Annotated in this window: 18 protein-coding genes and 7 tRNA genes; 15 read left to right on the top strand and 10 right to left on the bottom strand. The window is 61.2% G+C overall.

Annotated elements, in window-relative coordinates; all coding sequences use genetic code 11:
- Positions 1-59: 59 nt before the first annotated feature.
- Both mutS and AB5Y70_RS14930 read right to left on the bottom strand, forming a co-directional pair.
- Complete coding sequence (gene mutS / locus AB5Y70_RS14935; protein WP_049636523.1) at positions 60-2,630, bottom strand: DNA mismatch repair protein MutS; 2,571 nt, start codon at positions 2,628-2,630, stop codon at positions 60-62.
- 263 nt (positions 2,631-2,893) lie between these two features.
- Positions 2,894-3,301, bottom strand: coding sequence for a Spy/CpxP family protein refolding chaperone (locus tag AB5Y70_RS14930; protein ID WP_043154133.1), 408 nt, complete (start codon positions 3,299-3,301; stop codon positions 2,894-2,896).
- Positions 3,302-3,500: 199 nt separating this feature from the next.
- Between AB5Y70_RS14930 and pncC the strand changes: the two genes are divergently transcribed.
- The 12 genes from pncC (at position 3,501) to AB5Y70_RS14870 (ending at position 11,002) form a co-directional block, all read left to right on the top strand.
- A complete protein-coding gene (pncC, locus tag AB5Y70_RS14925) occupies positions 3,501-3,992 on the top strand; it encodes a nicotinamide-nucleotide amidase (protein WP_029313644.1) in 492 nt (163 codons plus the stop codon).
- Positions 3,993-4,072: 80 nt separating this feature from the next.
- Positions 4,073-5,137 carry a recombinase RecA gene (recA, locus tag AB5Y70_RS14920; protein ID WP_043154135.1) on the top strand — a complete coding sequence of 355 codons (1,065 nt, stop codon included), beginning with the start codon at positions 4,073-4,075 and terminating at the stop codon, positions 5,135-5,137.
- A 41-nt stretch (positions 5,138-5,178) separates the two neighbouring features.
- Positions 5,179-5,685 carry a regulatory protein RecX gene (locus AB5Y70_RS14915; protein ID WP_049636522.1) on the top strand — a complete coding sequence of 169 codons (507 nt, stop codon included), beginning with the start codon at positions 5,179-5,181 and terminating at the stop codon, positions 5,683-5,685.
- Between the two features lie 279 nt (positions 5,686-5,964).
- Positions 5,965-8,589 carry an alanine--tRNA ligase gene (alaS, locus tag AB5Y70_RS14910; protein WP_041212325.1) on the top strand — a complete coding sequence of 875 codons (2,625 nt, stop codon included), beginning with the start codon at positions 5,965-5,967 and terminating at the stop codon, positions 8,587-8,589.
- Between the two features lie 16 nt (positions 8,590-8,605).
- A complete protein-coding gene (locus tag AB5Y70_RS14905) occupies positions 8,606-9,853 on the top strand; it encodes an aspartate kinase (RefSeq protein WP_049636521.1) in 1,248 nt (415 codons plus the stop codon).
- 93 nt (positions 9,854-9,946) lie between these two features.
- On the top strand, positions 9,947-10,135 hold the full coding sequence (csrA, locus tag AB5Y70_RS14900) for a carbon storage regulator CsrA (RefSeq protein WP_005315760.1): 189 nt from the start codon (positions 9,947-9,949) through the stop codon (positions 10,133-10,135).
- Between the two features lie 212 nt (positions 10,136-10,347).
- A tRNA-Ser gene (locus AB5Y70_RS14895) sits at positions 10,348-10,440 on the top strand.
- A gap of 4 nt (positions 10,441-10,444) precedes the next feature.
- A tRNA-Arg gene (locus AB5Y70_RS14890) sits at positions 10,445-10,521 on the top strand.
- Positions 10,522-10,615: 94 nt separating this feature from the next.
- A tRNA-Arg gene (locus AB5Y70_RS14885) sits at positions 10,616-10,692 on the top strand.
- Between the two features lie 25 nt (positions 10,693-10,717).
- A tRNA-Arg gene (locus tag AB5Y70_RS14880) sits at positions 10,718-10,794 on the top strand.
- A 27-nt stretch (positions 10,795-10,821) separates the two neighbouring features.
- A tRNA-Arg gene (locus AB5Y70_RS14875) sits at positions 10,822-10,898 on the top strand.
- A gap of 27 nt (positions 10,899-10,925) precedes the next feature.
- A tRNA-Arg gene (locus AB5Y70_RS14870) sits at positions 10,926-11,002 on the top strand.
- A gap of 329 nt (positions 11,003-11,331) precedes the next feature.
- Here AB5Y70_RS14870 and pbpG read toward each other — a convergent pair.
- From pbpG to pepA, 6 genes are all read right to left on the bottom strand, one after another.
- The gene (gene pbpG, locus AB5Y70_RS14865; protein ID WP_041214408.1) at positions 11,332-12,159 is read right to left on the bottom strand and encodes a D-alanyl-D-alanine endopeptidase; all 828 of its coding nucleotides are present in this window, start codon (positions 12,157-12,159) and stop codon (positions 11,332-11,334) included.
- 136 nt (positions 12,160-12,295) lie between these two features.
- On the bottom strand, positions 12,296-12,961 hold the full coding sequence (locus tag AB5Y70_RS14860; protein WP_049636520.1) for a DedA family protein: 666 nt from the start codon (positions 12,959-12,961) through the stop codon (positions 12,296-12,298).
- Positions 12,962-12,979: 18 nt separating this feature from the next.
- A complete protein-coding gene (locus AB5Y70_RS14855) occupies positions 12,980-14,272 on the bottom strand; it encodes a hemolysin family protein (RefSeq protein WP_049636519.1) in 1,293 nt (430 codons plus the stop codon).
- 207 nt (positions 14,273-14,479) lie between these two features.
- A complete protein-coding gene (locus AB5Y70_RS14850; RefSeq protein ID WP_049636518.1) occupies positions 14,480-17,332 on the bottom strand; it encodes a valine--tRNA ligase in 2,853 nt (950 codons plus the stop codon).
- 65 nt (positions 17,333-17,397) lie between these two features.
- Positions 17,398-17,853, bottom strand: a complete 456-nt coding sequence (locus AB5Y70_RS14845) for a DNA polymerase III subunit chi (protein ID WP_049636517.1) — start codon at positions 17,851-17,853, stop codon at positions 17,398-17,400.
- Positions 17,854-18,022: 169 nt separating this feature from the next.
- Entirely contained in the window at positions 18,023-19,534 is a 1,512-nt protein-coding gene (gene pepA / locus AB5Y70_RS14840; protein ID WP_010672960.1) for a leucyl aminopeptidase, read from the bottom strand.
- Positions 19,535-19,706: 172 nt separating this feature from the next.
- Here pepA and lptF point away from each other — a divergent pair, with 172 nt between their 5' ends.
- Together lptF and lptG are read left to right on the top strand one after the other, a co-directional pair.
- Positions 19,707-20,819, top strand: a complete 1,113-nt coding sequence (gene lptF / locus AB5Y70_RS14835) for an LPS export ABC transporter permease LptF (RefSeq protein WP_029313726.1) — start codon at positions 19,707-19,709, stop codon at positions 20,817-20,819.
- A 25-nt stretch (positions 20,820-20,844) separates the two neighbouring features.
- Entirely contained in the window at positions 20,845-21,915 is a 1,071-nt protein-coding gene (lptG, locus tag AB5Y70_RS14830; RefSeq protein ID WP_010672962.1) for an LPS export ABC transporter permease LptG, read from the top strand.
- A gap of 144 nt (positions 21,916-22,059) precedes the next feature.
- On the opposite strand, the gene AB5Y70_RS14825 is transcribed toward lptG, so the two are convergent.
- Complete coding sequence (locus AB5Y70_RS14825; protein WP_010672963.1) at positions 22,060-22,572, bottom strand: RDD family protein; 513 nt, start codon at positions 22,570-22,572, stop codon at positions 22,060-22,062.
- Positions 22,573-22,715: 143 nt separating this feature from the next.
- Here AB5Y70_RS14825 and AB5Y70_RS14820 point away from each other — a divergent pair.
- Positions 22,716-22,800 (top strand) — tRNA-Leu (locus AB5Y70_RS14820).
- A 258-nt stretch (positions 22,801-23,058) separates the two neighbouring features.
- Here AB5Y70_RS14820 and AB5Y70_RS14815 read toward each other — a convergent pair.
- Positions 23,059-23,538 (bottom strand): contractile injection system protein, VgrG/Pvc8 family (locus AB5Y70_RS14815; protein ID WP_368176073.1); only part of this gene is annotated, 480 nt, incomplete at its 5' end.

The following is a 23,538-nucleotide window of genomic DNA, read 5'->3' as shown; positions in this document are numbered from 1 at the left end:
GTCAAACGAAAGGGGAACCTCGCGGTTCCCCTTTTTCATGCCTGTTCGGCGGTCGTTAGCTACAGCATCTGCTTGAGTCGATAGAGCAGGTCAAGGGCCTGTCGCGGGGTCAGCTCGTCCGGGCGTACTGCTGCCAGCTCCTCCACCACAGGATGGGGTTGCGGGGCGAGAGTGACCGGAGCCGGACGGCTTTCGCCGGCGGCCACCGGAGTGGCACTCTCCAGCTCGTGCAGCTTGTGGCGGGCCTGGTGGATCACCGATTTCGGCACCCCGGCCAGCGCCGCTACCTGCAGGCCGTAGGAGCGGCTGGCCGCACCTTCCTGCACAGCGTGCATGAAGGCGATGGTGTCGCCGTGCTCCACCGCATCCAGGTGGACGTTGGCCAGCCCGCTCATCAGCTCGGGCAGGCGGGTCAGCTCGAAGTAGTGGGTGGCGAACAGGGTGTAGGCGCCAATCTTGCTTGCCAGCTGCTCGGCGCAGGCCCAGGCCAGGGAGAGGCCGTCGTAGGTGCTGGTGCCGCGGCCAATCTCGTCCATCAGCACCAGACTGCGGGCGGTGGCGTTGTTGAGGATATTGGCGGTTTCGGTCATCTCCACCATAAAGGTGGAGCGGCCGGAGGCGAGATCATCCGACGCCCCGATGCGGGTGAAGATGCGGTCGATGGGGCCGATGCGGGCGCTGTCGGCGGGCACGAATGCGCCGATATGGGCCAGCAGCACGATCAGCGCTGTCTGGCGCATGTAAGTGGATTTACCGCCCATGTTGGGGCCGGTGATGATCAGCATCCGCCGCTCCCGCTCCAGCCGGATGGGGTTGGCGATAAAGGGGTCGGTCATCACCTGCTCCACCACCGGATGGCGGCCCGCTTCGATCAGGATCTGATCCTCATCGATAAGCGTCGGGCAGCGGTAGTCGAGGGTCTCTGCCCGCTCGGCCAGGTTGGCCAGCACGTCCAGCTCCGCCAGTGCGGCAGCAGACTCCTGCAGATCGCCGAGGTGCGGCAGCAGGGCGTCGAGCAGCTCTTCGTAGAGACGCTTTTCCAGCGCCAGGGCCTGGGCCTGGGCGGTGAGCACTTTGTCCTCGTACTTCTTCAGCTCATCGATGATGTAGCGCTCGTTGTTTTTCAGCGTCTGGCGGCGGATGTAGTGGGCCGGCACCAGGTGGCTGTTGGCGCGGCTCACCTCGATGTAGAAGCCGTGCACCTTGTTGTAGCCCACCTTGAGGGTGTTGATGCCGGTGAGCGCCTTCTCCCGCTCCTCGATGCGGGCCAGGCTGGCGGTGGCGCCATTGGCCAGATCCCGCAGCTCGTCCAGATCAGTGTTGAACCCTTCACGGATGACGCCGCCATCGCGGATGAGCACCGGCGGCACCTCCATCACGGCACGCTCCAGCAGGTCGAACAGCTCGGGGAAGGTACTTGCCCGCTCGCGCAGCTGCTGCACCGCCTCGTGCTCGCTCTCCGCCAGCAGACGCTGCAACTCGGGCAGCTGAGCAAAAGCCTGCCGCAGCCGGGTCAGATCGCGCGGGCGGGCACTGCGCAGGGCGAGGCGCGCCAGCACCCGCTCCACATCGCCGACCTGGCGCAGCAGGCTCCCCAGCTCGTCATAGAGGTTCTGCTCGATGAGCTCCTTGATGGTGCTCTGGCGACCTTTGAGGATCACCCGATCGCGGATCGGCTGGTGGATCCAGCGCTTGAGCAGCCGGCTGCCCATCGGCGTGGCGGTGCAATCGAGCACGGCGGAGAGGGTATTGTCGTGACCGCCGGCCAGATTCTGGGTCAGCTCCAGATTGCGGCGGGTGGCGGCATCCATGATGACCGCATGATCGGGCTGCTCCAGGCGCACGCTGCGAATGTGGGGCAGGGCGGTGCGCTGGGTGTCTTTCACGTACTGCATCAGGCAACCGGCAGCGCACAGGGCGGTCTCGCTCTGCTCGACCCCAAAGCCCACCAGATCCTGGGTGCCGAACTGCTGGCACAAGAGCTTGCGGGCGGTGCCGAGCTCGAACTCCCACTCCGGGCGGCGACGCAGGCCGCGGCGACCCTCGATATGGTGCAGGAAGGCGAACGATTCGGGATAGAGCAGCTCGGCCGGATTGGTGCGCTGCAGCTCAGCCAGCAGGGTCTCTTCCTTCTCGAACTGGTTGATGAAGAAGCGGCCGGATCCGATATCCATGGTGCCATAGCCGAAGCGGCGGCCATCGTGGTAGACGGCGGCGATCAGGTTGTCCTGCCGCTCGCTGAGCAGCGCCTCGTCGGAGACGGTGCCCGGGGTGATGATGCGAATGACCTTGCGCTCTACCGGTCCCTTGCTGGTGGCGGGATCCCCCACCTGCTCGCAGATGGCGGCCGATTCGCCGAGCTGTACCAGCTTGGCGAGATACCCCTCGATGGCGTGATAGGGCACCCCGGCCATCGGGATGGGGCTGCCGGCCGACTGGCCGCGCTTGGTCAGGGAGATGTCGAGCAGCTGGGAGGCCTTGCGGGCGTCGTCGTAGAAGAGCTCGTAGAAGTCGCCCATGCGATAAAACAGCAGGATCTCCGGGTTCTCGGCCTTGAGGGTCAGATACTGCTGCATCATGGGGGTGTGGGCGCTCAAGTTGGCGCCTGGCGCTTGGTATTGTGCTGTCATGTGCTATTCCAGAAGGTGCTCTTGCGGGCAAACGTCTGCCGTCATGGGTCTGAATCTGGGGGCCATTCTACATGCTCGAGGCAAGATGGTGAGGAGGAATCTCCGTCTTGGGGGCAAAGCCGGCATCCCGTCGCGGATCTGTGCATCCGGATGATGCTGACCAGAGTGGCCTGGGGGGAGCCTGGCCGAAAAGAGGCATGGGGGAGGAGAAATAGCATCCCCGCACGGATGCGGGGATGGGAGAGACGGGGAGAGTGTCGCCCTCAGTACATGGCCTCGCCGCCACTCAGCATCTCGTGCAGCTTGGCTTTCTGCTCGGGCGTCAGCACCCGGCTCACCTCGAAGAGGTAGTGGGCGCGATGGTAGCGGGCCTCGGCCTGTACGTCGCTGATGGTCTGCAACTGCTTCCTCGCCGCCACTTCATCCCATTTGCCGGACTTGATCATGTTGACGATGACGTCCTGGCCGATTGCGTCGAGCTTGATTGAGCTCAGCTCCCTGGTGGCCTGCTCGCGCAGCCCCTTGATCTGCTCCACCTGGGCGCTGGAGAGGTTCAGCTCCTGGGCCAGGGTGGTCTCGCTCTGCAGCTCGGCGGTGCCCTCGGTGGCAAAGGCATGGGTGGCGATACACATTGCGAGGGCTGTCATGGCGACGTTGAACGGATGCTTCATCCGGCTTTCTCCTTGGTCTGATGGGATGGAAACCGCATGCATGGCGGTGTTGGAACATGATAACGAGCAGCCATGTACTGGAGCTTAAGCGGCGACAACTTGCTGACGCAGTGGCCCCGGGGTCGGTTGCCCGAGGAGCGGGGCAACTGCATAATGAGCGCCATATTTCGCCTGGAAGAGGCCGGAAGAGGACGCGATGATGGGACTTGAAGCAGAGATCTCCCGCTTATCCCGGGAACTGGGCGAGGCATTGCTGGCCAGAGGCTGGCTGGCCGCCACGGCGGAATCCTGCACCGGTGGCGGGGTTGCCACTGCCATCACGGATACTGCCGGCAGCTCGGCCTGGTTCGATCGCGGTTTCGTGACCTACACCAACGAAGCCAAACAGCAGATGCTCGGCGTCAGCATTGACAGCCTGTTGCGCCACGGTGCCGTCAGCGAACCCGTGGTGCTGGAGATGACCCGGGGCTGCCTGGCTCGCTCCGATGCGGGTATCTGCGTGGCCATCAGCGGTATCGCCGGGCCTGGTGGTGGCAGCGAGGAGAAACCGGTCGGCACTGTCTGGTTTGCCTGGGCAGATCGTACCGGTCGTCACCACTCCCTGCTCGCCCGTTTCGATGGGGATCGCCATCAGGTGCGCCAGCAGGCGGTCAGACAGGCCTTGTCCGGACTCCTGGCACTGCTCAAATAAATTGGGCTTGATACTGTATGCATAAACAGTATACTTAGCCCAACTTCACTTCTTACTCACGATTCCCAGCGGAGATTGGCATGGATCAGAACAAACAGAAGGCACTGGCGGCTGCGCTGGGCCAGATCGAAAAGCAGTTTGGCAAAGGCTCCATCATGCGTCTGGGCGACAGCAAGACCATGGATATCGAAGCCATCTCCACCGGCTCTCTCTCTCTGGACGTGGCGCTGGGGATCGGTGGTCTGCCGTGCGGTCGTATCGTCGAGATCTACGGTCCGGAATCGTCCGGTAAAACTACGCTGACCCTGCAGGTGATCGCCGAAGCCCAGAAGAAGGGCAAGACCTGTGCCTTCGTCGATGCGGAGCACGCACTGGATCCTATCTATGCCGCCAAGCTGGGCGTCAACGTCGACGACCTGCTCATCTCCCAGCCGGATACCGGTGAACAGGCACTGGAGATTTGCGACATGCTGGTGCGCTCCAATGCCGTCGACGTCATCATCGTCGATTCCGTGGCGGCCCTGACCCCGAAAGCGGAAATCGAAGGCGAAATGGGTGACTCCCACGTCGGCCTGCAGGCCCGACTGATGTCCCAGGCGCTGCGTAAATTGACCGCCAACATCAAGAACGCCAACTGCCTGTGCATCTTCATCAACCAGATTCGGATGAAGATCGGTGTCATGTTCGGCAGCCCGGAGACCACTACCGGTGGTAACGCTCTGAAGTTCTACGCCTCTGTGCGCCTGGACATCCGTCGTACCGGCGCCATCAAGGAAGGTGACGAAGTGGTCGGTAACGAGACCCGCGTCAAGGTCGTCAAGAACAAGGTGGCGCCACCTTTCAAGCAGGCTGAATTCCAGATCTTCTATGGTGCCGGCATCTCCAAGGAGGGCGAGCTGGTGGACCTGGGCGTCAAGCACAAGCTGATCGACAAGGCGGGGGCCTGGTACAGCTACAACGGCGAGAAGATCGGCCAGGGCAAAGCCAACGTGATGAAGCTCTTCTCCGAAAACAAGGCACTGGCTGCCGAGGTGGAAGTGAAGCTGCGCGAGCTGCTGCTCTCCGGCGCCGCGCCGGTGGAGGAGAAGGCCACGGCTGCCGAATACGCCGAGTTTGAAGCCGAAAACGAACAAGAGTTCGAATAAGGAATGAGGAAAGGCCGGGTTGATACCCGGCCTTGTTGTTTATGGTGGATGAATCAGTGAACGAGCCGGGCGAGCCCGTCGAATTGACCTTTGAAGAGCTGGTCGTCGCCGCCCGCGCTTTTGCCATGCGTAGTCTTGCCCGCCGCGAAAGTGCGGAGTCCGAGCTGGCCAGACGCCTGCGTCAGAAGGGATTCGAGGAGGAGGTGGTCGCCGTTGTACTCGACCATTGCCGTGGCTATGGCTGGGTCAATGACGATCGTTACGGTGCCATGGCGGTGCGGGCCGGTGCGGCCAAAGGCCATGGTCCGCTCAGGATCCGCTTCGACCTGCGTCGCAAGGGGCTGGATGACACCCAGATCGAGGCGGCCCTGGATCAACCCGAGCTCGACTGGTTCGAACTGGCGCTTGCGTTGTTGTCGCGTCGGGCAAAGGCGACCGACTTTGCCGACTTCAAACTGCGCATGAAGTGGCTCAAATATCTGATGGGGCGTGGTTTTACCCAGGAGCAAGCCCGTTACGCCCTCTCAGCCATGCAAGGTGAGCAATAGTGGCGCGCCGAGGTTGGACCTATGGGCAGGATTTCCCTTGGTGTGCGGTGCGGCTGGTGGGGAATATCAGCCCTTCGCCGGGTCTGTCAATGGTGGCCCTGTGGTCAAGCGAGGCATCCCGAAGCCCCCCTGTTGCGACGTGCTTGCGGGTGCTGCTGCCAAACGCTGGCCCCTTGGGGGCTATTTCACCCGCCAAGGGTCCCCACGTTTTACTTTACCCTGCAGAAAACTTACATTAATGCGGTTAAAAGTCCGTATTCGAATCAAGCAGGATTTTCCATGTACATGTCCACGTCAGAGATTCGCGCTGCGTTTCTCGAGTATTTCCGCACCCAGGGACACCAAGTTGTCTCTTCCAGCTCGCTGGTACCGCACAACGATCCGACCCTGCTGTTCACCAACGCAGGGATGAACCAGTTCAAGGACGTGTTCCTTGGCGCCGACAAGCGTGCCTATCACCGTGCCACCACGGCCCAGCGTTGCGTGCGGGCTGGCGGCAAGCACAATGACCTGGAAAACGTCGGCTATACCGCCCGTCACCATACCTTCTTCGAGATGCTGGGCAACTTCAGCTTCGGTGACTACTTCAAACAGGACGCCATCCGGTTTGCATGGGAATTCCTGACCGGTACCCTCAAGCTGCCCAAAGAGCGCCTGCTGGTGACCGTCTACGCGACTGATGACGAAGCCTTCGACATCTGGGAAAAAGAGGTCGGCGTGCCGGCCGATCGCATCGTGCGCATCGGTGACAACAAGGGTGCTCCTTATGCATCCGACAACTTCTGGGCCATGGGCGATACCGGCCCATGCGGTCCCTGCACCGAGATCTTCTACGACCACGGCGATCACATCTGGGGTGGCCCTCCCGGTTCACCGGAAGAGGATGGCGACCGCTTCATCGAGATCTGGAACGTGGTCTTCATGCAGTTCAACCGTCAGGCTGACGGCACCATGGAGCCGCTGCCCCGTCCGTCCGTGGATACCGGCATGGGTCTGGAGCGTATCTCCGCCATCATGCAGGGGGTGCACTCCAACTATGAGATCGACATCTTCCAGGCGTTGATCAAGAAGGCGGCCGAGATTGTCGGCACCACGGATCTGAGCAACCAGTCCCTGCGCGTCATTGCGGACCACATCCGTTCCTGCGCCTTCCTGGTGGCTGACGGTGTCATGCCCTCCAATGAAGGTCGCGGCTACGTGCTGCGCCGCATCATCCGCCGCGCCGTGCGTCACGGCCGCAAGCTGGGTGCTACCGACGTCTTCTTCTATAAGCTGGCTGCCGAGCTGGCCGTACAGATGAAGGATGTGGCGGCGGAACTGATCGCCCAGCTGCCGCTGGTCGAGCGAGTGTTGCGCATCGAGGAGGAGCAGTTCGTCCGCACGCTGGACAGAGGTCTGCTGCTGCTGGAAGACGCCCTGGCCAACCTCGGTGATGCCAAGGTGATCCCGGGTGAAGTGGTGTTCAAGCTCTATGACACATACGGCTTCCCGGCCGACCTGACCGCCGACGTGGTGCGCGAGCGCGAGATCGGCATCGACGAAGAGGGCTTCAAGGCTGAGATGGAGAAGCAGCGCGCCCGTGCGAAAGAGGCTTCCAGTTTCGGTGTGAACTACAACGACGTGCTGAAGCTCGATTTCGAGACCCCCTTTACCGGTTACAAGCAACTGAGCCAGAACACCCAGGTGGTCGGTATCTACAAGGATGGTGTCGAGGTCAATGGCCTCATCGCCGGTGAAGAGGCAGTGATCGTGCTGGCGGAGACCCCCTTCTATGCGGAGTCCGGCGGTCAGGTGGGTGACAGCGGCATCCTCAAGGTGGATGACGGCATCTTCGCCGTCACCGACACCCAGAAAGCGGGCAAGGCGATCATCCACAAGGGCTATCTGGAACTGGGTACCCTGGAGAAGGGAGCCGAGGTCGAGGCCGTGGTCGATGGCGACCGTCGTCAGGCCATCGCCCTTAACCACTCCGTGACTCACCTGTTGCACGCGGCCTTGCGCCAGGCGCTGGGTGAGCACGTGACCCAGAAAGGATCCCTGGTGGGCGCCGAGCGCATGCGCTTCGACTTCTCCCACTTCGAAGGGCTGACCATGGCGACCATTCGCCGGATCGAGGAGCTCGTCAACGCCCAGATCCGTGCCAACCACGAGGTGGCGACCCAGCTGATGGGGCTGGAAGAGGCCAAGTCAGCCGGTGCCATGGCGCTGTTTGGCGAGAAATATGAAGACGATGTGCGCGTGGTACGCATGGGTGACTACTCCACCGAGCTGTGCGGCGGTACTCACGCCAAGCGCACCGGTGACATCGGCTTCTTCAAGATCATTGCCGAGAGCGGCATCGCGGCTGGCGTGCGTCGTATCGAAGCGGTCACCGGCAAGAGCGCCATCGATCTGATGCACCAACTGGGTGAACAGATCGAAGAGGCCGCCGCGCTGGTGAAGGGCGATCAGTTCTCCATCGCCGACAAGGTGCGCCAGGTACTGGACAAGGCCAAGATGATGGAGCGCGAGCTGGAACAGCTCAAGGCCAAGCTGGCGGCGCAGGCGGGTAACGACCTGCTGAGCCAGGTCATCGACATCAATGGCCAGAAGGTGCTGGTTGCCGCCCTGGAAGGGGTCGACCCCAAATCCCTGCGCGGCATGCTGGACGAGCTGAAGAATCAGATGAAATCCGGTGTCGTGCTGCTGGCAACCAGCAGTGATGGCAAGGTCAACTTGATCGCGGGCGTGACCAATGACCTGACCGGCAAGGTCAAAGCTGGTGAGCTGGTCAATCTGGTGGCCCAGCAGGTGGGTGGCAAGGGCGGTGGTCGTCCCGACATGGCACAGGCGGGTGGTACCCAGCCTGAGGCGGTGCCGGCGGCGCTGCAATCCGTTCACTCCTGGCTGGAAGAGCGCCTGTAAGCGGGCGAGGTGATCTGTGGCACTCTATGTACAGAAGTACGGTGGCACCTCGGTCGGCACGCTGGAGCGGATCGAGGCAGTTGCTGAGCGGGTTCAACTGACCCGTGCCCAGGGACATGACGTGGTGGTGGTGGTCTCCGCCATGTCGGGCGAAACCAACCGGTTGCTGGGCATGGCCCAGCATCTGGACCAGGATGCCAACCGGCGCGAGATGGATGTGCTGATCTCCACCGGTGAGCAGGTCACCATTGCACTGCTGGCGATTGCGCTCAACAAGCGCGGTTGCCCCGCAGTCTCGATGACCGGTGATCAGGTCCGCATCCACACCGACTCCGCCTATGGCAAGGCGCGCATCACCCGTATCGACACCGAGCAGGTGGAAGCCGCACTCGGTGCCGGCAAGGTGGTGGTGATTGCCGGTTTCCAGGGGCGCGATGAGCACAATGCCATCACGACCCTGGGTCGAGGGGGTTCGGATACCACCGCGGTGGCCGTGGCTGCGGCCATCAAGGCCGATGAGTGCCAGATCTTTACCGATGTGGACGGGGTGTATACCACGGATCCGCGCATCGAGCCCAAGGCGCGTCGCCTCGATACCATCACCTTCGAGGAGATGCTCGAGATGGCGAGTCTCGGAGCCAAGGTGTTGCAGATCCGTTCGGTCGAGTTCGCGGGCAAGTACCGCGTGCCGCTAAGGGTGCTGTCGAGTTTCGTCGACGGAGAGGGAACCTTAATCACATATGGAGGTGAGAGGATGGAAGCACCCCTGGTATCCGGCATTGCGTTCAATCGCAACGAGGCCAGCCTGACCATTCTGGGTGTGCCGGACAGGCCGACCGTGGCCGCGCAGATCCTGAATCCGATCAGCGACGCCAACATAGATGTCGACATGATAGTGCAGAACACCATGGGGGATGGCACCGCCGATTTCACCTTCACGGTGAATCGCGATGATTATCGCCGGGCCCGCGCCTTGCTGGAGGAGACCGCCAGCGAGCTGGGGGCCGCCTGCGTGCAGGGCAACGGAGAGATCGCCAAGGTCTCCATCGTCGGGGTCGGCATGTGGAATCATCCTGGTGTAGCGCGCACCATGTTCAAGGTATTGGGTGAGGAAGGGATCAACATGCAGCTGATCTCCACCTCTGAAATCAAGATATCCGTGGTGATTGACGAGAAGTACCTGGAGCTGGCCGTGCGTTCGTTGCACTCGGCGTTCGGGTTGGATCAAGAGCCTCATGAGCAGCCCTTGGGAAACAATCCCTGATTGATTTAGTTTCAACCATTTACCATATCGGTATCTTTGTAAGATAATGGCGCATATCGATATAAATACAAAACAGGATACAGGAGCAAGCGAATGCTTATTTTGACTCGTCGTGTAGGGGAAACCCTGATGATTGGTGACGAAGTAACCGTTACCGTACTGGGCGTAAAAGGGAACCAGGTTCGTATCGGTGTGAATGCACCGAAAGAGGTTTCCGTACACCGCGAAGAGATCTACATGCGGATACAGGCCGAGAAAGTCCCGGGCCAACCGAATTTCTAAGCCATTTCATGGCTGCCTGAAGGCGACATCCCGGATGTCGCCTTTTGTTTTTCAGGGGCCTGCAAATCGGCCTGCAGAGCGCGTAACTACTGGGTAAGTGTCGATATTGCTTGAATATTCCACTCTTTGGCCAAATGCTGAGCGAACGCTCTGTTTTCTCCAAAAAAGTGTTTGACTAAAAATCCCTGTGAAGTATTATCAGCCCCGCAAACGGAGAGGTGGCCGAGAGGCTGAAGGCGCTCCCCTGCTAAGGGAGTATGCGGCTTATACCCGCATCGGGGGTTCGAATCCCCCCTTCTCCGCCATTTTGCGCCCGTAGCTCAGCTGGATAGAGTACCTGGCTACGAACCAGGTGGTCAGAGGTTCGAATCCTCTCGGGCGCACCATATTTGACTCTTGGAGTCATGTGTTGACCATCAGCAAGTCGGCACTAAAGAAGGCTTACTGTTGAGTAAGCTTTTTTTATCGTTTGAAAAAAGGGCGCCCGTAGCTCAGCTGGATAGAGTACCTGGCTACGAACCAGGTGGTCAGAGGTTCGAATCCTCTCGGGCGCACCATTTCAAGCAATACAATGATTTATGAGCGCCCGTAGCTCAGCTGGATAGAGTACCTGGCTACGAACCAGGTGGTCAGAGGTTCGAATCCTCTCGGGCGCACCATGTTTAAAGCAGTGCAACAATTTATGAGCGCCCGTAGCTCAGCTGGATAGAGTACCTGGCTACGAACCAGGTGGTCAGAGGTTCGAATCCTCTCGGGCGCACCATATTTCAAGCAGTGCAACAAGTTGTGAGCGCCCGTAGCTCAGCTGGATAGAGTACCTGGCTACGAACCAGGTGGTCAGAGGTTCGAATCCTCTCGGGCGCACCATACAGACAGCCTCGACGTCAGTCGGGGCTGTTTTTTTATGGGCGATATCCTCCTCCCCATCATGGGGTTGTCTCTCTCGTGTCCTTCTCCCTGACGCTCCCATGGGGGACGGTTCCCCCTTGCTGCACGTGCCCCCGGGTCACCACTCTCGACGTATCTTGCCTGGCAGGCTGCTGACGCATCCCGTGGCCGTGCCTGTGGCGACCTGGGTGCCCAAACCATGCGCATCTATGCTGTGCGGGGCTGGCGGCCTCTGGCGGTCTGCTGTGGCGTTTGGCGGGCAATAAAAAAGGATGCCGCGGCATCCTTTTATGTCTTCGTTGAGATAATCAGCTTTTCAGCCACTTGCGGATGCGGTTGGCATCCCCGACAGGGGTGCGTTTGCCCACCGAGTTGAGCAGTACGATGGCGAGCTCCTGACGATCCGGTTTGGCACGCATCAGCAGGCAGCGGCCCGCTTCGTCGGTATAGCCTGTCTTGGAGAGGCGTACATCCCAGTCCGGGTTCTTCACCAGGGGGTTGGTATTGTTGAACATCAGGCTGTAGGCCGGCTTGCGAAAGCGCATCTCCCTGCTGGTGTCCTGGGTGAATTCACGGATCAGCGGCTGTCGATAGGCCGCAGAGAGGAGCTTGGCCAGATCCTGGGCGGTGGAGACGTTGCGGGTGGAGAGACCGGTGGAGTCATAGTAGCGGGTGTTGCGCATGCCGAGCTGTCTGGCCTTGTTGTTCATGGCGCGGATGAAGGCCTGGCGACCCCCCGGGTAGTGGCGGGCAAGCGCCGAGGCCATGCGGTTCTCGGAGGACATCAGCGCCAGATGCAGGGCGTCGCGGCGGCTGACCTGGGTGCCCATGCGCACCCGTGAATAGGTGTGCTTGATGTTGTCCCTGTCGTTCTGATCGATGGTCAGGGTCTGATTGAGGTTCTGGCGGGCATCCAGCACCACCAGCGCCGTCATCAGCTTGGTGAGGGAGGCGATGGGGCGCACCCGGGTGGGGTTTTTCTGATACAGGGTCTTGCCGGTGTTGACGTCCATCACCAGGGCACTGCCCGATTTGAGCTGCAGCTTGGCCGGGTCGGGAGTCGCCAGGGCTGTCTGCGAACCCAGCAGTCCCATCAATCCACCTACCAGCGCGATTGCGCGAATCCAACACCCCATACAACCAACTCCATCCACAGCGAAAAAAGGCGCTAGATTCACTCATTTTTGCCCCTGCTTTACAAGAGCGAGCAGGGGGAATTCGCCACTATTTTCCATAAAAAAGGGCCGCCTGTGGGCGACCCTGTGGCTTGCCTCACTCTCTGGAGACGTCGGGCTTGCGTCTGCTCCACCAGCGCCAGACCAGAGCGATGAGGCCGCCCACCAGCAGCACGACCGGCAGGTAGAGAATGACGCTGAGAAATTGGGACTCATACTGCGCGGCCAGCTTGGTGTGGCTCAGGTAGTAACCCAGCCCGACCAGGGGGCAGATCCACATGATGGAGCTGATCAGGTTGACCACCAGGAAGCGCCCCTGGGGGATCTCGTTGGCGCCGACGATATAGGGGTAGGCGGTACGCACAAAGGCGATGTAGCGGGCGGTGATCAGGGTGATGATGCCGTACTTGTTGAGCAGGTAGTGCACCTTCTCCTTGTGCTTGTCATCGAGGTGGGACATCAGCCTGTGATACATCCGGGTGTGGCCGAGGAAACGCCCCTGCATGTAGCCAAGCCAGGTACCGACGAAGGTCGCCATGATCAGCAGCGGGACCACCGCCATCGGCAACACCCCCTGATAGATCAGCACGCCGGTCAGGATCAGCAGGGTATCCCCTGGCAGGAAGGCGGTGGGGATAAAGCCATTCTCGAGCACCAGGAAGGTCAGCAGGACGACATAGACCATGAAGACCATCTTGGGATCAGAGAGTGTCGCCAGATCCTGATGCATAAAGGCGTGAGCCAGGTGGTAAAACTGCTCCATACATGCAAACTCCGCAGGTTAGCTGGGTTGGTCGGTCAAGGGCATGGCAAGTACCTTGTCGATGCGCAGGCCGTCCATATCCACGATTTCCAGTTGCCACTGTTCCAGGGTGACCAGGTCTCCGGTCTGGGGAAGGCGGCCAAGGAGCAGCATGATAAGCCCTCCAAGGGTGTGATAGTGATGTTTTTCTTCTTCCGGCAGACGAACCAGCTCCAGACAGTCCTTCAATTCTGGCAGTGGAATGAGGCCGTCGAGCAGCCAGCTGCCGTCGGCGCGCTGGAAGGCCCAGTTGTCCTCCCCATCTTCCTGCTGGAAGTCGCCGGCAAGGGTTTCCAGCAGATCCTGCTGGGTGACCAGCCCCTGCAGCTCGCCATATTCGTCCACCACCAGCACCATGTGCTCGGAGTGGGTACGGAAGTGGTTGAGCAGCTCCAGGCCGTTGAGGGTCTCCGGCAGCAGGCTGCCGTCCTGGGTCAGCGCCGCCAGATCGATGGGCTCTCCCTTGATGTAGGCGTGCAGCACCTTGCTGACGTTGAGGATGCCGACGAGATCCGACAGGCTGCCGTCACAGACAGGGAAGAAGCTGTGGCGATACTCCACCAGACGTTGGAGGTTCACTTCCAGCGGCAGTGACAGGTCCAGATAGCGGATGTCGCTGCGCGGCACCATCAGGGAGGCCAGGCTGCGTTCGTCGAGGCGGAACACGTTGCGCAACATAGTGTGCTCATGGTCCTCGATCACCCCTGCTTCGGAGCCCTCCACCAGCATGGCGTGGATCTCCTCCTGAGTGACGTTGTTGCTGCTGCGCTGATCGACCCGCAGCAGCCGCAGGCTGGCGTTGGTGGAGGCGGAGAGCAACCAGACGAAGGGACGGGTCAGGGTCGCCAGCCAGAGCATGGGGCGGGCTACCAGACAGGCGATGCGCTCGGCGCTGAGCTGTCCGAGGCGTTTGGGCACGAGCTCCCCTACCACGATGGAGAGATAGGTGACCAGCACGACCACGATGACGGTGGCGAGCAGGCTGCTGCTCTTGGGGGAGAGCCCCCACTCCTGCAGCCAGAGGGCGAAGGGCTGGGCCAGCAGGGACTCGCCATAGATACCGTTGAGCAGACCGATGCTGGTGATGCCGATCTGCACGGCGGAGAGGAAATGGGTCGGATCTTCCCCGAGCTTGAGGGCGATGGAGGCGGAGCGGCTCCCTTCGCTCGCCATTTTGGCGAGACGTGCCTTGCGTGCCGTCACGATGGCGATTTCCGACATGGCGAAGACGCCATTGAGCAAAATCAATCCAAACAGGATCAATATTTCCATACTGCAGCAGCACTCCCGATAGAAAAGACCGCTGGCAGTGTAATGAATTTGCGGGCTCTGCGCTTGTGAAAGGAGGTGATTTGGCTCGTGAATTTTTGAATATCGCCCCGGCGGGAGGGATAAAACCGCGGGGCAGGAGAGTGAGAACTGAACCCCTGACATGAAAAAGCCCCCGATAAACGGGGGCTTGTCATGTTGCGCTGTGGCTTAGAGCGCGGCGATCTCGGCCTGCTGGGCTTCCAGCTTGGTCAGCTGGAGACGGTAATCTTCCAGCTTCTCGCGCTCCTTGATGATGACCGCTTCCGGCGCCTTGGCGACGAAGGCTTCGTTGCCGAGCTTGCCTTCGATGCGGCCGCACTCGCCCACCAGACGGGCCACCTCTTTGGCCAGACGGGCTAGTTCGGCTTCCTTGTCGATGAGACCGGCCATGGGGATCATCAGCTCGGTGGCACCGATCAGCTTCTTGACCGACAGCGGGGCGGTTTCACCTGCGCCAAGCACGCGAATGGATTCCAGACGGGCCAGCGACTTGAGGAAGGCCTCGTTGCCCTGGGCGCGCTGGGCATCCTTGGCATCGCACTGGAGCAGCACGTTGAGGGGCACGCTCGGGGCCACGTTCATCTCGGCGCGGATGTTGCGGATGCTGACGATGAACTCCTTCACCCACTCCTGATCCGCCATCGCGGCTTCGTCCACCTTGGCGGCGTCGAACTCCGGGAAGGCCTGAATCATGATGGTATCGGCGTGTACGCCAGCCAGCGGAGCGACCGATTTCCAGATGGTCTCGGTGATGAACGGGATGATCGGGTGCGCCAGACGCAGCAGAGTTTCGAGCACAGTCACCAGGGTGTGGCGGGCAGCGCGCTGCTCGGCCTCGGAACCCTTGGTCAGCACCGGCTTGGTCAGCTCCAGATACCAGTCACAGAACTGGTTCCAGATAAATTCGTACAGCACGCCAGCCGCGATGTCGAAGCGGTAGGTATCGAGGGCGGTACGGAAGTCACGGATGGCCACTTGCAGCTGGGACTGGATCCAGCGATCCGCCAGACTGAACTGCATTTCGCCACCGGCAAAACCGCAATCCTGATCTTCGGTGTTCATCAGCACATAGCGGGAGGCGTTCCACAGCTTGTTGCAGAAGTTGTTGTAGCCATCCAGGCGCTTCATGTCCCAGTTGATGTCACGACCGGTAGAGGCCAGCGCCGCCAGGGTGAAGCGCAGGGCGTCGGTACCGTGGGCATCGATCCCTTCCGGGAACTGCTTGGCGGTACGCTTGCCGATCTTCTCGGCCATCTGCGGCTGCATCATGTTGCCGGTGCGCTTCTCCAGCAGATCTTCCAGCGAGATGCCGTCGATCATGTCGAGCGGGTCCAGCACGTTGCCCTTGGACTTGGACATCTTCTGGCCCTCTTCGTCACGGATGAGGCCGGTGATATAGACGGTCTTGAACGGGACTTGCGGCTGGCCGTTTTCGTCCTTGATGAAGTGCATGGTCATCATGATCATCCGGGCAATCCAGAAGAAGATGATGTCGAAGCCGCTCATCAGCACGTCGGTCGGGTGGAAGGTCTTGAGCGCCTCGGTGTTGTTCGGCCAGCCCAGGGTGGAGAAGGTCCACAGGGCGGAGCTGAACCAGGTGTCGAGCACGTCTTCGTCCTGACGCAGCACGGTCACGGCCGGGATGCTGTGCTTGGCACGCACTTCCTCTTCGTTGCGGCCTACGTAGACGTTGCCGGCATCGTCATACCAGGCCGGGATGCGGTGACCCCACCACAGCTGACGGGAGACGCACCAGTCCTGAATGTCGCGCATCCAGGAGAAGTACATGTTTTCGTACTGTTTCGGCACGAACTGGATGCGGCCATCTTCCACCGCCTCGATGGCGGTCTTGGCCATCGGTGCCACGCGCACGTACCACTGGTCGGTCAGCATCGGCTCGATGGGGACGCCACCGCGATCGCCGTAAGGCTGCTGCAGCACGTGATCCTTGATCTCGGCCAAGAGGCCCAGCTCGTCCAGCTTGGCGACGATGGCCTTGCGGGCGGCGAAGCGCTCCATCCCGGCGAACTCGGTCGGCAGGGCGGCGTCATAGGCGGTGCTGGGGTTGCCGTTGCTGTCGACCACTTCGGCCTCGGCACGCACGTGGGCGTCCAGGGTGAAGATGTTGATCATCGGCAGGTTGTGGCGCTTGCCCACTTCGTTGTCGTTGAAGTCGTGGGCCGGGGTGATCTTCACGCAGCCGGTGCCCTTCTCCATGTCGGCGTGCTCGTCGGCGACGATGGGGATCAGACGATTCACCAGTGGCAGCAGAATGTGCTGACCGATCAGCGCCTTGTAGCGCGGGTCTTCCGGGTTTACCGCAACGGCGGTATCACCCAGCATGGTTTCCGGACGGGTGGTGGCGACGATCAGGTGATCCTGGCCTTCAGCAGTCTTGGCACCGTTGGCCAGCGGGTAGCGCAGGTGCCACATGTGGCCCTTTATCTCGCGGTTTTCCACTTCCAGATCGGAGATGGCGGTGTTGAGCTTGGGATCCCAGTTCACCAGACGCTTGCCGCGGTACATCAAGCCATCTTCGTAGAGACGGACGAACACTTCCTGTACGGCGGCGGAAAGACCCTCATCCATGGTGAAGCGCTCGCGCTCCCAATCCACGGAGTCACCCAGACGGCGCATCTGACGGGTGATGGTGCCACCGGACTCTTCCTTCCACTGCCAGATCTTGTCGATGAAGGCTTCCCGGCCGTAATCGTGGCGGGTCTTGCCCTCTTCGGCGGCGATCTTGCGCTCAACCACCATCTGGGTGGCGATACCGGCGTGGTCGGTACCCGCCTGCCACAGGGTGTTCTTGCCCTGCATGCGGTTGTAGCGGATCAGGGTGTCCATCAGGGTCTGCTGGAAGGCGTGACCCATGTGCAGGCTGCCGGTGACGTTCGGCGGCGGGATCATGATGCAGAAGGAGTCTTTGCTGGTGTCGCCGTGGGGCTTGAAGTAACCCTGGGCTTCCCAGTGCTGATAGAGCGCCTGTTCGATGGCGTTGTGATTAAAAGTCTTTTCCATGGTCTCGCCGTATTCTGGATGGATGGAGTCTGGTGTTGATTCGTCGTGGATCGAGGGTGGCACAGTCAGGGCTGCGCCGGATCCGGTGCGGCAAGGACGGGCTGATCCCTCATCTCGAGGGTATGGCCCGCCTGGCGATAGTGCTTGTAGCGCTCGCGGGCTTGCTGCTTTTGCGTTTCGTCAGTGGGGACAAAATCTACCACTTGAGCGAAGTGTCCTGCAAACAAAGGTGTCTGCCGGGCCAGGTTGATGAGGCAGGCATAGCGCCGCCGTGGCGGCTGATTGCCTATCTCCACCGGGGCCTGACCGCTCTCCCCCTGCAACTGGTGCGGTACGAAGCGATCGGGCGGCAACTGCCACAACAGCTCGTCCAGACGCAGGGACTGGGCCTCGTCCTCGCACAGCAGATAGAGATGGCCTGCGCTCCAGCCATCGGCCGCAAGCTGGCAGGCGAGGCGCTCGACGGCGGAGGCATCCGCATCATCGGGCTGGCTCATCAGGTAAAAGGTCACTTGGCTCATCAGGTCGGTCCCGTTTGGCTGTGACGGACAGCGATTGGCCGTCTTCGGGAGCCGCGTCTGGCACGGACTTCCCGGATTCTCTCAATGAAACAAGGAAGAGGCAGGCCTCTTCCTTGTGATACAGGGTAACGCCTTCTCGCATCGCTCTTCGAGTCGATGGGGAAGGGGATCACTCCTTGTCTTCGACGTCCGCCACGCCGGCCCGGTTGAGCAGGAACTGGGTCAGCAGGGGCACAGGACGGCCGGTGGAGCCCTTCTCCTTGCCGCTCTTCCAGGCGGTCCCTGCGATATCCAGGTGGGCCCAGTTGTACTTCTTGGTGAAGCGCGACAGGAAGGCGGCGGCGGTGATGGTACCGGCCGGACGGCCACCGATGTTGGCCATGTCCGCGAACGGGCTTTCCAGCTGCTCCTGATACTCGTCGAACAGGGGCAGACGCCAGGCGCGATCGCCGGCCTGTTCGGAGGCGTTGAGCAGCTCGTGGGCCAGGGGGTTGTGGTTCGCCAAGAGGCCAGAGGTATGGTGGCCAAGGGCGATGATGCAGGCACCGGTCAGGGTCGCCACGTCGATCACGGTCTCGGGATCGTAGCGGTCCACATAGGTGAGGGCATCGCACAGCACCAGGCGGCCTTCGGCGTCGGTGTTGAGCACCTCGACGGTCTGGCCGGACATGGTAGTGAGGATGTCACCGGGGCGGTAGGCGTTGCCCCCCGGCATGTTCTCGCAGCCCGCCAGCACACCGATGACGTTGATGGGCAGCTGCAACTGGGCCAGGGCGTGCATGGTGCCGAGCACGGAGGCGGCGCCACCCATGTCGTACTTCATCTCGTCCATGCCGTCTGCCGGCTTGATGGAGATGCCGCCGGAGTCGAAGGTCAGCCCCTTGCCCACCAGCACGATGGGCTTGGCGTCGGCGTTGCCCTTGTACTCGATGATGGCCATCATGGCTTCGTTCTCGGAGCCGCGGGCCACTGCGAGGTAGGAGTTCATGCCGAGCTCGGCCATCTCCTGCTCCCCCACCACCCTGGTGGTGATGTTGTCATAGGCATCCGCCAGACGGCGGGCCTGGGAGGCGAGGTAGGCGGGATTGCAGACGTTGGGCGGCATGTTCGCCACGTCGCGGCAGATGCGCACCCCTTTCGCCACGGCCAGGCCGTGGTTGATGGCGCGCTCGCCTATGGTCAGTTCCCGACGCGTCGGCACGTTGAAGACCAGCTTGCGCAACGGACGGCGCGGTTCGGCCTTGTTGGTCTTGAACTGATCGAAGCTGTAGAGGCCCGCCTTGGTGGTTTCCACCGCCTGACGCACCTTCCAGTAGGTATCCCGACCCTTGACGTGCAGCTCGGTCAGGAAGCAGACCGCTTCCATGGAGCCGGTTTCGTTCAGGGTGGTGATGGTCTTGTTGATGATCTGCTTGTACTGGCGCTCGTCGAGTTCGCGCTCCTTGCCGCACCCGACCAGCAGTACGCGCTCGCTGAGCACGCCCGGTACTTGATGCAGCAGCAGCATCTGGCCCGGTTTCCCTTCCAGGTCGCCACGGCGCAGCAGCGAGCTGAGGTAGCCGTCGCTGATCTTGTCCAGCTGTTCGGCAACCGGAGAGAGGCGGCGGGGCTCAAAAACGCCGACCACGACGCAGGCACTGCGTTGCTTCTCAGGACTGCCACTCTTTACACTGAACTCCATGGAATCTCCTACATCCTAAAGACAAAAGGCACCATTTATTGAATAATGCGGTGCTTGTTGGGGTATCAGAGGCGGAGCGAACAGTCACAGGCTCCGCAGTTCAAACTGGTAAAAATCCAATATAGGGCCCTATTTTTCAGGCATTCGACTAAAAACACAAGTTTACTTGGGAATGACTGTGATCGTTTTCCGATATTTGTTCAGGGAGACCCTGAAAACCCAGCTTGCGGTGCTGTTCGTGCTGCTGCTTATCTTCGTCAGCCAGCAATTTATCCAGATCATTGGCGATGCCGCCGATGGTGAGGTGCCGACGCGCCTGGTATCCACCCTCCTGCTGCTCAACCTGCCGAATATGGCGTTGTTGATGCTGCCTATCAGTCTGTTTTTAGCCATTCTGTTTGCTCACGGCCGTTTGTACGCGGAAAGCGAAATGACGGTGATGCACGCGGTGGGTTTCAGTCACCGTTTCATCATGGGCAGCGCCCTGGTGCTGGCCCTGCTGACCGCCGCCGTCGCGGCGTTCAACACCGGCTGGGTCGCCCCCCAGGCCAAGGAGCGGGAGTACCAGGTGATCGACGAGTTCAAGGCCGATCCCGGTATCTCTTTCCTGCAGGCCGGTCGCTTCATGGAGCTCGACAAGGGGCGCCTGGTGGCCTACATCCAGGATCTGAACGACAAGGGGTCGGAGTTGCAGAAAATCTTCGTGCTGCAACGGGCCGAGGGGGGCTCACCCCCGTCAGTGGTGGTGGCCAACGAGGGGCAGGTGACCGCCGACAGCAACGGCTTGCAGTGGTTGACCCTGAAGGATGGCTCGCGCTACGAGGGGCATTTCACCGGCAAGCAGTTCCAGGTCTCGGAGTTTCGTGAATACAGCCTGGTGATCCGCCAGCAGGAGATGGAGCGATCCAACCGCAAGGCGGCGGCCAAGCCGACCCTGGCATTGCTCGGCACCCAGGACAACCAGCTGATGGCCGAATTGCAGTGGCGCCTGTCGCTGCCCCTCTCCATCCTGGTGCTCACCTTCCTGGTGGTGCCGATGGCGCGGGTCAATCCCCGTCAGGGGCGTTACGCCAAGCTGCTGCCGGCCATCCTGCTCTATCTCTCCTATTTCCTGCTGCTCAGCGCCGCCCGGTCGGCCATCGACAGCGGGCGTCTGCCCCACTGGCCCGGGATGTTCCTGGTGCCCCTGGTCTATCTGCTGCTGATAGGGTTGCCTCTCAACCTGCAGGGCACCAGCTGGTGGAACGGGGTCAAAGGGCAATTGTTCAAGAGAAAGTCAGCGTGATGCTGCAACCTGGGAGTCTCTGCTGATGTTCGGCATTCTCGATAGATACATAGGCAGGGTCATCTTCATGTCGATCCTGCTGTGCGAGCTGACCCTGGTCGGGCTCGCCGCGCTCATCAAGTACGTGGAGCAGTTGAAGGCGGTCGGGGAAGGCAACTACGACATGCTCAACGCCCTCTACTACGTGCTGCTCTCCATGCCCAAGGAGGCGGTGCTCTTCTTCCCCCTGGCGGCCCTGCTCGGTGGCCTCATCGGTCTGGGCCAGCTCGCGACCAGCTCCGAGCTGGTGGTGATGCAGGCGGCGGGACGCTCCAAGATCAGCATCGTCATGGCGGCGCTCAAGACCGCCATTCCCCTGATGCTGCTGGTGGGGCTGATGGGCGAGTACGTCGCACCGGCCGCCAAGCGGATGGCGGATGACATCAAGGCGGGTGCCATGTCGGAAGGGCGGCTTACGGTCTCGGCCTACGGGGTATGGGCACGAGATGGCAACAACTTCGTCAACATCAACGGGGTGCGCAACGATGGCGCCCTGACCGGTATCACCCTCTACCGTTTCACTCCGTCCCGCAACCTGATCGACGTGGTGCAGGCGAAGGAGGGGGTGTTCGAGGATCACCACTGGCTGCTGAAACAGGTGCACATCACCCGGTTTGACGATCCCACCCGGATCCAGGACGAAGAGCATGCCCAGATGGCCTGGCAATCCGAGCTGACCCCCAAGCAGCTCGGGGTGGTCAGCATCGATCCCGAGAACCTGCCCATCTCGGGGCTGCGGGACTACATCGGTTATCTGGATGCCAACAAGCAGGATGCCGGACGCTACAAGCTGGAGATGTGGCGCAAGCTGCTCTCACCGCTCTCCGTGGTGGCCATGATACTGCTCGCCTCCTCCTTCATCTTCGGCCCGCTGCGTTCGGTGAGCATGGGGGCGCGGATGCTGATGGGGATCATGACCGGCTTCGCGGTCTATGTGAGCGACAGGGTGTTCGGCCCGGTCAGCCTGGTCTATGCGGTCCCGCCCATCCTCGCGGCCATCGCACCCAGCCTGCTGTTTGGCGGCATCTCCTTCTATATCCTGAGCCGCAAGCAGTAGCGACCTGAAGGACGGCGGGTTGCTGACAAAAGGCGGCCATTGCTCTCGATGCACCGTTTCCGTCAAGGTTCTGGGCTGCAAGCCGTCAGTTCTGGTCAACAAAAAGGGCACCTCGGGGTGCCCTTTTTCGTTGCCGTCTTGGGATCAGCGATTGAGCTGCTCCAGGTTTTCCGTCTTGCCGAGCACCACCACCTCGCACTCGGCCCAGATGTCCTGGAAGGCGCGGGGGCGGGCGCGATTGAACACACACAGCAGGTTGCCCAGGCCAAAGGCCGAGGTAGCGAGCCGGATCAGGGCCTGGGTGACGCGAATGTTGCTGCCGTCCAGGTTCTGGATGCGCAGGCGCCAGGCCCGCATGCCGATGGTCTGGCCGGCGCGGACCCAGAACCAGGTGTAGAAACCGCAGATGACGAAGGCCAGCCAGGCGCTGTAGAGGGGGCTGGTGAGCAGCCAGGCGGCATCCTTGCCCTCGGGAACGTGCGCCATGCCGGTGGCCAGCAGCAGGTGGGCCACCCCCATGCCGATGAAGCCGGCGATGATCAGCAGGGCAATCACCACCAGATAGTCATAGAGCAGGGCGCCGAGACGGCGCAGCAGACCGGCGGACGGATGCCGGGGAGCAGGCTGGAGAGGGGAGGGGGTCTTGCGCTTGGCCATGATGATTATTCCATTAATATGATGCGGGCATTCTATGTAACTGGCCTGGCATCGGCAAGGCGTTGAATAAATGAGCAAACAACGGTGGGGGCAAGAAAAACACCTTGCATGGCCAAGCGCCATTCGTATAATCCCTCGCAGCTGCCCGGGTGGCGAAATCGGTAGACGCAGCGGATTCAAAATCCGCCGTAGCAATACGTGTCGGTTCGAGTCCGACCCCGGGCACCATTTAGAATTCAATGACTTAAGGCCATCCAAGCGGATGGCCTTAAGTCTTTCTGGCGTTTGGTGGCGGCAAAGTGGCGGCAGAATTTTTGGCGGCATAGGCCACACTCTTGTTTTTGGTGCTGATAGCACCTTCTTGTATGATGCCGCGTCTGCCTGATGGCGCACCTCATGCGGCGCCATTCCCTGGCCATGTTTCAGCGCGTCGTCAGGCAGAATGAGAAGGGCCCCACAATTGGGGCCCTTCTCGCATCTGGCCAGTTACTCTGGCAGCTCGTCGAGTTTCACCTCGAGCTGCAGACGGTTGGTGTAGCCCTGGTTGGTTAGGTCGTGCACTACCTGGGTAAGCAACCAGTCGGCCTCGTCAATCTGGGGCTTGAACCCTCTGACGGTGGTGGGTTGCTCCGGGTAGAGTTCAGGGCGCCCCATCGCCAGGGTGATCTGGAAGTCGGCCACGCCGCGTTGCAACTTCTCCCATTCAGCCCGGGCTGCCCGCATGGCATTAGCCTGGCTGGCATAGACATGCCGCAGCTCTTTGACGTTCTCGCTGCTACCGACCAGCAGTTCGTTCTCTTGCTTGTTGACCATGACACCCGGAGGCAATGGCCGTTCCGGCGATGGCTTGCTCTTCTTCTTGCGCTTCACTTCGACTCGCTTCTTTTCCGCCTCCTTGTTGTCTTGCCAGTAGGCGGTCACGCCGGTGTAGGCATCCCGGTCGGCAACCGAGAAGCGGTGTTGATC

It is taken from the genome of Aeromonas sp. s1(2024) (genome assembly GCF_040908005.1).
GTDB classification, from domain to species: domain Bacteria; phylum Pseudomonadota; class Gammaproteobacteria; order Enterobacterales; family Aeromonadaceae; genus Aeromonas; species Aeromonas caviae.
Note: the sequence above shows the minus strand (reverse complement) of the source record. Positions and strands in the feature narration are given on the sequence as shown.

Bases quoted from the DNA above. Each gene is read 5' to 3' on its own strand.
- mutS (WP_049636523.1), bottom strand. From the start codon at position 2,630: ATGACAGCACAATACCAAGCGCCAGGCGCCAACTTGAGCGCCCACACC.
- AB5Y70_RS14930 (WP_043154133.1), bottom strand. From the start codon at position 3,301: ATGAAGCATCCGTTCAACGTCGCCATGACAGCCCTCGCAATGTGTATC.
- pncC (WP_029313644.1), top strand. From the start codon at position 3,501: ATGGGACTTGAAGCAGAGATCTCCCGCTTATCCCGGGAACTGGGCGAG.
- recA (WP_043154135.1), top strand. From the start codon at position 4,073: ATGGATCAGAACAAACAGAAGGCACTGGCGGCTGCGCTGGGCCAGATC.
- AB5Y70_RS14915 (WP_049636522.1), top strand. From the start codon at position 5,179: ATGGTGGATGAATCAGTGAACGAGCCGGGCGAGCCCGTCGAATTGACC.
- alaS (WP_041212325.1), top strand. From the start codon at position 5,965: ATGTACATGTCCACGTCAGAGATTCGCGCTGCGTTTCTCGAGTATTTC.
- csrA (WP_005315760.1), top strand. From the start codon at position 9,947: ATGCTTATTTTGACTCGTCGTGTAGGGGAAACCCTGATGATTGGTGAC.
- pbpG (WP_041214408.1), bottom strand. From the start codon at position 12,159: ATGGGGTGTTGGATTCGCGCAATCGCGCTGGTAGGTGGATTGATGGGA.
- AB5Y70_RS14860 (WP_049636520.1), bottom strand. From the start codon at position 12,961: ATGGAGCAGTTTTACCACCTGGCTCACGCCTTTATGCATCAGGATCTG.
- AB5Y70_RS14855 (WP_049636519.1), bottom strand. From the start codon at position 14,272: ATGGAAATATTGATCCTGTTTGGATTGATTTTGCTCAATGGCGTCTTC.
- AB5Y70_RS14850 (WP_049636518.1), bottom strand. From the start codon at position 17,332: ATGGAAAAGACTTTTAATCACAACGCCATCGAACAGGCGCTCTATCAG.
- AB5Y70_RS14845 (WP_049636517.1), bottom strand. From the start codon at position 17,853: ATGAGCCAAGTGACCTTTTACCTGATGAGCCAGCCCGATGATGCGGAT.
- pepA (WP_010672960.1), bottom strand. From the start codon at position 19,534: ATGGAGTTCAGTGTAAAGAGTGGCAGTCCTGAGAAGCAACGCAGTGCC.
- lptF (WP_029313726.1), top strand. From the start codon at position 19,707: ATGACTGTGATCGTTTTCCGATATTTGTTCAGGGAGACCCTGAAAACC.
- lptG (WP_010672962.1), top strand. From the start codon at position 20,845: ATGTTCGGCATTCTCGATAGATACATAGGCAGGGTCATCTTCATGTCG.
- AB5Y70_RS14825 (WP_010672963.1), bottom strand. From the start codon at position 22,572: ATGGCCAAGCGCAAGACCCCCTCCCCTCTCCAGCCTGCTCCCCGGCAT.